At 62.7% G+C, this 6,769-nt stretch carries 6 protein-coding genes; all 6 read left to right on the forward strand.

Features of this window, described 5'->3' with window-relative positions:
• Positions 1-167 precede the first annotated feature (167 nt).
• Complete coding sequence (locus EN991_RS17805) at positions 168-1,475, forward strand: hypothetical protein (protein ID WP_024501738.1); 1,308 nt, start codon at positions 168-170, stop codon at positions 1,473-1,475.
• Between the two features lie 8 nt (positions 1,476-1,483).
• Positions 1,484-2,713, forward strand: coding sequence for a GNAT family N-acetyltransferase (locus tag EN991_RS17810; protein ID WP_127369232.1), 1,230 nt, complete (start codon positions 1,484-1,486; stop codon positions 2,711-2,713).
• A 12-nt stretch (positions 2,714-2,725) separates the two neighbouring features.
• Positions 2,726-3,937, forward strand: a complete 1,212-nt coding sequence (locus EN991_RS17815; RefSeq protein WP_127369233.1) for a GNAT family N-acetyltransferase — start codon at positions 2,726-2,728, stop codon at positions 3,935-3,937.
• A gap of 112 nt (positions 3,938-4,049) precedes the next feature.
• Positions 4,050-5,231 carry a glycosyltransferase family 9 protein gene (locus EN991_RS17820; protein WP_348629897.1) on the forward strand — a complete coding sequence of 394 codons (1,182 nt, stop codon included), beginning with the start codon at positions 4,050-4,052 and terminating at the stop codon, positions 5,229-5,231.
• 224 nt (positions 5,232-5,455) lie between these two features.
• A complete protein-coding gene (locus EN991_RS17825; protein ID WP_027160830.1) occupies positions 5,456-5,680 on the forward strand; it encodes a hypothetical protein in 225 nt (74 codons plus the stop codon).
• Positions 5,681-5,725: 45 nt separating this feature from the next.
• On the forward strand, positions 5,726-6,769 hold a 1,044-nt coding region (locus tag EN991_RS17830; protein WP_281058800.1), incomplete at its 3' end, for a DNA polymerase ligase N-terminal domain-containing protein.

A 6,769-nucleotide genomic window follows, 5' to 3' on the forward strand; every position in this document is an offset into this window, starting at 1 on the left:
CCTGAGGCCTGGCGCGGGTTTGTCGCTGCCGGGCGCGCGCGCTATGAGGCGATCTTCAGCGAGCCGGTCGCGGCCGCGGCGATCACCGCGATCGCCGCCGAAAAGCTGAAGACGACCATCGCGCGGCCGGGCAGGGCGCCCGCTGCCCGCGCAGCGGAGACACGGCCGTGAAGTTAGCGTTTCCGAGCCATCTGGTTCGACGCCTCGTGCTGATGATCGGCGGCGAGGCGATGCAGAGCGGCTTTCATTTCGCCCTCAACATCATGCTGTTGCACATGCTGTCGGCGCAGGGCTACGGCCTCTTCGCCATCGGCATGGTGATGGGCGGGGTCGGCCTGTCCTATATCAGGTCGCTCACCGCTGTTCCCGCCAGCATCTGGATGAGCAAGAGCACCAACAGCGCCGGCGTCGATACCTATGACGTGGCGTTCGGAACGGCGGCGCTGATCGTGGCGTTGCTGATGGCCGTCGGCACGGCTGTTCTGATGCATGTCCTTGGAGATCCAAGCGGAATTGCCGCCGGCTGCTTCGTCGGTGCCTGGTCGTTGCGCAGCCATATGCGCACGGCTTTCTTCGCACGGCGCCAGCAGGTTGTCGTCTCCATCAGCGATGGCGCTTTTACAGTCGCCGGCTGTGTCCTGACCGGGCTGTCGATCTGGTTGGTCCAAGACCCGCTGCAGACCGTATTCTATGCACTTGCAGCCGCAAATGTGTTCGGCATTTTCGTCCTGGTCCGCCTGGCTCGGCGCTCGCTTCGCATCAGCTTCCGCATGCCGACGCGCCGACGCTATGTCAGGCTCTGGCCCCAACTGCGCTGGTCGGCATTCAGCGCGACCACCACCAACATCCAGGGTCAATGTCTGGCGCTGCTGGTCGCCGGCATTGCCGGGCCAGCCGCCTACGCACCGCTGGCGGCGGTTCTGGTGCTGTTTGCTCCGCTGCGCATCATCAGCCTTGCATTCGTCAACATGACGCAGCCGGATCTCGCCAGGCTGATGCGGAACAATGAAACAGGCCGTGTCTGGACGCAGGCCAAGATCTGGGCGCTCGTCATGGGGCTCGGCGGCCTTGCTTATGGATGTGCGATCATGTTCGTCCTGCCGATGATAAAATCCCAGGCTCTCCAGGACGCTTCGACCTGGTTCATCGGGCTTTTCGTGATCGCGAATTTTGTCCCGATCATGCTCTATATCATGCCCCGCATCGTGCTTGAGATACTCGGCGATTTTCGGATCGTCGCGTTCATCACCACGGGCGGCGCGGTCGTCGGGCTGGCGCTGATCGCGGCCCTGCTGGCAATCGCGTCTCCGCCGTGGGCGTTGTTGGGTTCCGCCGTCTCGGAGATGTTCGTGCTCGTGGCATCGTGGTATTTCGCGCATCACCGCATGTGGAATATCGAGCATCCCGATGAGGCGCGCGACAGCCGGTTGGGCGCGTGGCGGCGGACGCTGCCGTTCGCTACGGCAAAGCGATAGGAAAAAACATGGCAGTCCAGGCGGTGCAAATTGCTGCGGTGACCGGCTCGCCCGATGGCCAGTCCTCCCATCCGGCCACCGTCGTCGCCATCGATGCCTACACGGCGCGGCTCCACACCAGCTTGGAAGCGGTGAGGCCGCTCTGGCTGCGCCTCCAGGCGGACGGTGTGTGCACCGCCCACCAGAATTATGCCTGGGCCGAGGGGATCGTCGCGCGGCTAATGCCGGAAGGTGCGGAACTGCTCATCGTGGAGGTAAACGATGCCGTGACGGGCGCGCCGCGAATGCTGGTGCCGCTGATACGGCGGCCGGCCTTCCGCCATCGGGTGATCGAATGGCTGAGCTGTGGCGTTTGCGACTATTCGGCACCGCTGCTGGCCGATGCCAGCCCGTGGACGATGCAATCGGCGCAGGCCGCGTGGGCTGCGGTGCGTTCCGTGCTGCCGCCGGCGGACCGCATCCAGATCACGGGAATTCCGCAATCGATCAGCGGCATCGCCAACCCTCTGGCCTTGCTCGCAGCCACGCGCGATTCCCTGCATACCAGCTTCGGCCTCGCCATCGACGGCGACCCGGAAACCGTGCTCAAGCGCCTATGCCGGCCATCCTTCGTCAAGGCCTTCAACAAGGACTGGCGCCGCCTCGAACGGCTTGGCGACGTGGAACTGGTCGAAGCCAACACGCCGGCCCTGGTGGAGGTCATCTTCGGCGGCCTGGTCCGGATGCGGCTCAGCCGCTTTCGCGAACTGGGCCGCTTCGACCTGCTGACACAGGCGACGGCTGTCGATTTCTATCGAAACGCCGCTCTCGAGGGCCTGTCGGATGGATCGGTGCGGCTCTTCGGGTTGCGTGTTGGTGAAGCTCTGATCGCGGTACAATACCTGCTGATCCATCAAGTCACCGTTCATGCTCTGCTGATCTCAATCGATCAGGGCGCGGTGCCCAATGTCTCGCCGGGACTTCTGATCATGGGCAAGTTGATGAGTTGGGCGCGCGGCCGCGGTTTCGATTATTTCGACCTGTCGGTCGGCAACCAGAGTTATAAGGAACATATGGGTGCCGTGGGTTCGGGCCTGCGCGAGCTTTGCCACGGGATTACGGTGCGAGGCAGCGCCGTGAGCGCAGCCATCGAGGTCCGCAACCGGACCGAGGTGTTCGTGCGCTCCAAACCTCGGCTGCTGAAGAGGCTCCAGGGACTGATGCGGGACTTGCGGCGCCTGCGTGGGGGATCGGAATGACGGGAGAAGCATGTGGCAAGCTACGCGGCGCGAACGACTCCGATAAGGGATTTGCCCGGTGGGCGGTTTTCCCCGACTGTCGCCAACGCTGATGCAACCGCGCACTTCACGGCTCGGCTGCACACCAGTTTCGATACCGTAAGGCTGCTATGGCTGCTGCTTGAGGCGCACGGCGTCTGCACTGCCCATCAGCACTATGCCTGGGTCGAAGGAATCGCCGCACGGCTGATGCCCAAGGACGCGGACCTGGTCGTCATCGAGGTGAGTGACGCCGTGACCGGCGCGCCGGCCATGCTGCTGCCGCTGATGCGGCGCCGGGCCCTCGGCCACCACGTCATCGAATGGCTGAGCTGCCGCGTGTGCGACTACTCGGTGCCGCTGCTGGCGGATGGGAGAGCGTGGACCAGGCAGAGTGCCGACGCCATGTGGGCGGCGGTCCGTGCCGTTCTGCCACCGGCGGATCGCATCCATATCGCCGGGATCCCGCAGCAGATCCACGGCCTGGTCAATCCGCTGGCACTGCTTTCGGTGGCGCGCGACTCCATCCAGGTCACCTCCGGCCTCGTCCTGCATGGCGACCCGGAGACGCTCATCAAGCGGATCTGCAAGCCGTCCTTTGCCAAGGCCTTCCGCAAGCATTGCCGCGGCTTCGAACAGCTTGGGGGCCTCGCTCTGGTCGAGGCCGACACGCCGGATCTGACCGAGGAGCTCCTGGATGTGCTGCTGGAACTGCGGCTGAAGCGTTTTCGTGAGCTTGGGCGTGTCGATCTCCTGACGCAGGTCCCGGTCGTCGATTTCTACCGCGCCGCGGCGCTGCAAGGCCTGTCGAATGGATCGGTGCGGCTCTTCGGTCTACGCGTCGGTGAAGCCTGGCTCGCCTCCATCTATGTGCTGGTCAGAAAAGGCACACTTCACGCCCTCCTGCTGGGCATCGACCAGAATGCGGTCGCCAATGTCTCACCCGGCCTGACGACGATGGGCAAGCTGATGATGTGGGGATGCGAGCGGGGCTTCGACTATTTCGACCTGTCGGTCGGCGGCCAGGGCTACAAGCAACATATTGGTGCCGCGAGTTCGGTTCTGGCCGAGATCTGCGAACCGGTGACGGTGCGGGGCAGGGCTGCGAACGCAGCCATTCTGCTGCGCAGCCGGGTCGAAGGCATGACGCGGTGTCGCCCACGGCTGCTCAAAGGCGTTCAGGGCCTGGCGCGCCGCTTGCGGTGATTGAGGGACTGAGGACGAGCGTTTGCCGGTCCTGCCGACGACCGATGCAAAGAGGCACCAAGGCCGGCAAGGTTGTTGACAGGGTTGGTTGGCTCTATATTTGAAAGCGCGCTTGACGTTCAGAAATGAGTGTCGTCGGCAGATTTTCTCAAATTGGCGTTTTCGGCAGATCATCTCGATGAATGCAAGTTTAGGAGATGGGATTCGTTCCATCCTCATTATTCAAACGAAGTACATTGGAGATGTCGTTCTGACATCTGCTTTGGTTCGCAATCTGCGTCTTTCTTATCCACAAGCATCGGTAACCATGCTTTGTGCGCCGGGACTCAAGCAGTTCATCGTCGCGCAAGGGATCGCCGATGTTGCCGTTGGCTTTGAATCCCGCGGCAGAGGAAGGACTCTGCTCAAGCGTTTGAGCGACTATCGTGGCGTCATCTCTGATCTGCGGCGTCGAAAATTCGATCTTAGCATCGACCTTGCCGATTCAAAAACCTCGCGGATAATGCATCGTTTGATCGGCGCTCCACTTCGCGTCGGCTTCGATCCTTCCGAGCATCCGATGAAGTTCTGGGAAATCCAGCTTGCAAACGTTCTCGCCGCGACTTTCGGACAGGGTGGCCCCCATTATCTCTACAGGAACCTGTCTCCACTCCACGCGCTTGGGTTGGATTGTCAGGACCCAACGCCTCGGCTGCAGCCGAACGGGACCGCCCAGGAAGAGTGTGCCAGGATTCTTGCGGAAAACGCTTTGGCAAAGAAGTCATATGTGGCCGTGCATGCCGGCGCTAGGTTCGAAGGGCGTTGTTGGCCGCCGCAACATTTTGCTGCGGTCATCGACGAGGTATACGCCAAAACCGGGTTGCGATCTCTGCTCGTTGGTGGGCCGGACGAGGGGCTTGCCGCGCAAAGGATCCTTGAAGTGGCAGCGTCGCCGGTCGCCAGTGTCGTCGGAAAGGCCTCGCTTGAAGTCCTGACGGCATTGTTGGCCGAAGCATCAATCTTTCTAGGCAATGAGAGCGGCCCGATGCACATCGCGGCATCTGTCGGAACTCCAGCGGTGGGGTTGTACGGCCTGACGTCGCCCGAGCAATGGGGCCCGTTCGGTGTCCCGAACCGGACGCTCCAGCCGGTCATGCCCTGTCCATGCATCGCTCCAGGTGTTTGTAAAGAAAACAACCCCGGTGGGGTCTATTGTGTGCAGCGGCTTCAGGTTGCCGAGGTCGCGGCAGCGACACTCGATCTCATCGGGGAAGTCCGAAAATCCACTCATTCGGGTATGCCGGCCGCTTCGTAGGCTGGCGGCAACAGGCACGATCACGCGCGGCTTCGTCTTCGCGCGCTTCACATCGTGATTCAGGCCGAGACCCGAGCATCTTCAAAAGACTGCAAAATTTAACCGGACTGCAACCTGCACTGCCACGAAAATTGACAGGACACCTCGTCTCCGGCATCCTTGGAGCCAGTCGCAAGGCCGCCGACAGCGGCCGTGTTGCGTGTCAGGCGACCGAGGGCAGTGTCATGTTCAGTCCCGTCACAGGTCAGAATTCCAAACGCGCCGCGGTGCGCAAAGCGCTCGATCGTCACAAGGTCTACATCACCGAGCAGCGTTTTTCGGAGGGCACCTACCAAGCCCGGGTTCTGGTCGATGGCGAGGCCTATTGGGTCGACGAATTCCGGCTGAGCCAGTTGCAGCAAGGGCTGTCGCCGGCGGAGCTCGAGTTGACGCCGGCCGCTGACGATTGAGAGCGTGACTGGCTTGTTCCTGGCCGCCGTGCTTCGATCTTTGCGATGACAACTCCACCAAAGCTCAAAGCCTATCGCGCCAAACGCGAATTCGCCAAGACGCCGGAGCCGGTTGGCGGGCTCGTCAGCAGCGACGGTAACCGCTTCGTCGTGCACAAGCACCACGCCACCGCAGACCATTATGATCTGCGACTGCAGGTCGGCGATGTCTTGAAGAGCTGGGCGGTGCCGCGCGGGCCTTCGCTCAATCCGGCCGACAAAAGGCTGGCGGTCGAGACCGAGGATCATCCGCTCGAATATATCGACTTCGAGGGTGTCATTCCCGAAGGCGAGTATGGCGGCGGGCCGATGATCGTCTGGGACACCGGCAGCTGGGCGCCGATGGACGATGTCGAAAAGAGCTTGCGCACCGGCGCCTTCAAGTTCCGGCTGGCCGGCGACAAGCTCAATGGCGGCTGGATGCTGACACGGCTGAAACCGAAACCCGGCGAGGACGAAAACAAGAAGAACTGGCTGCTGTTCAAGGAGCGCGACCTCGCCGCCGACACCGCGCTTGACATCCTCACGGCCCGGCCGGAGAGCGTCAAATCCGGATTGCGCATCGAGGAGCTGGCGGCGCCGGCAAAGCCCGCCGCCAAACCCGCGCCCAGACAGGGATCGCTGAAGCCCGGCACGCTGCCGGGCGCCTTCAAGGCCCCCATGCTTGCCCGTATCGAGCCGCAGCTGGCGACGCAGGTGCCAAAACCACCCGATGGCGAAGACACCAAACAAGTCTGGCTGCACGAGATCAAATTCGACGGCTACCGCACCATGGCGCATCTCACTGACGGCGTGGTCAAGCTGATCACCCGTGGCGGCATCGACTGGACGAAGCGTTATGGCGACCTGCCGCATGCGTTCGCCAAACTGCCGTGCCGCGACGCCATCATCGATGGCGAGATCGTGGTGCTCGACGCCCGGGGCATCAGCCGTTTCGCGCTGCTGCAGGATGCGCTGGCCGAGGGCGCCGGCAGCAAGCTCCATTTCTACGCCTTCGATCTTCTCCATCTCGACGGCTGGGACCTGACCAAGGCGCCGCTGGTCCGGCGC

The sequence above is a fragment of the Mesorhizobium sp. M7A.F.Ca.US.005.03.2.1 genome (assembly GCF_003997795.1).
GTDB classification, from domain to species: Bacteria; Pseudomonadota; Alphaproteobacteria; order Rhizobiales; family Rhizobiaceae; genus Mesorhizobium; species Mesorhizobium ciceri.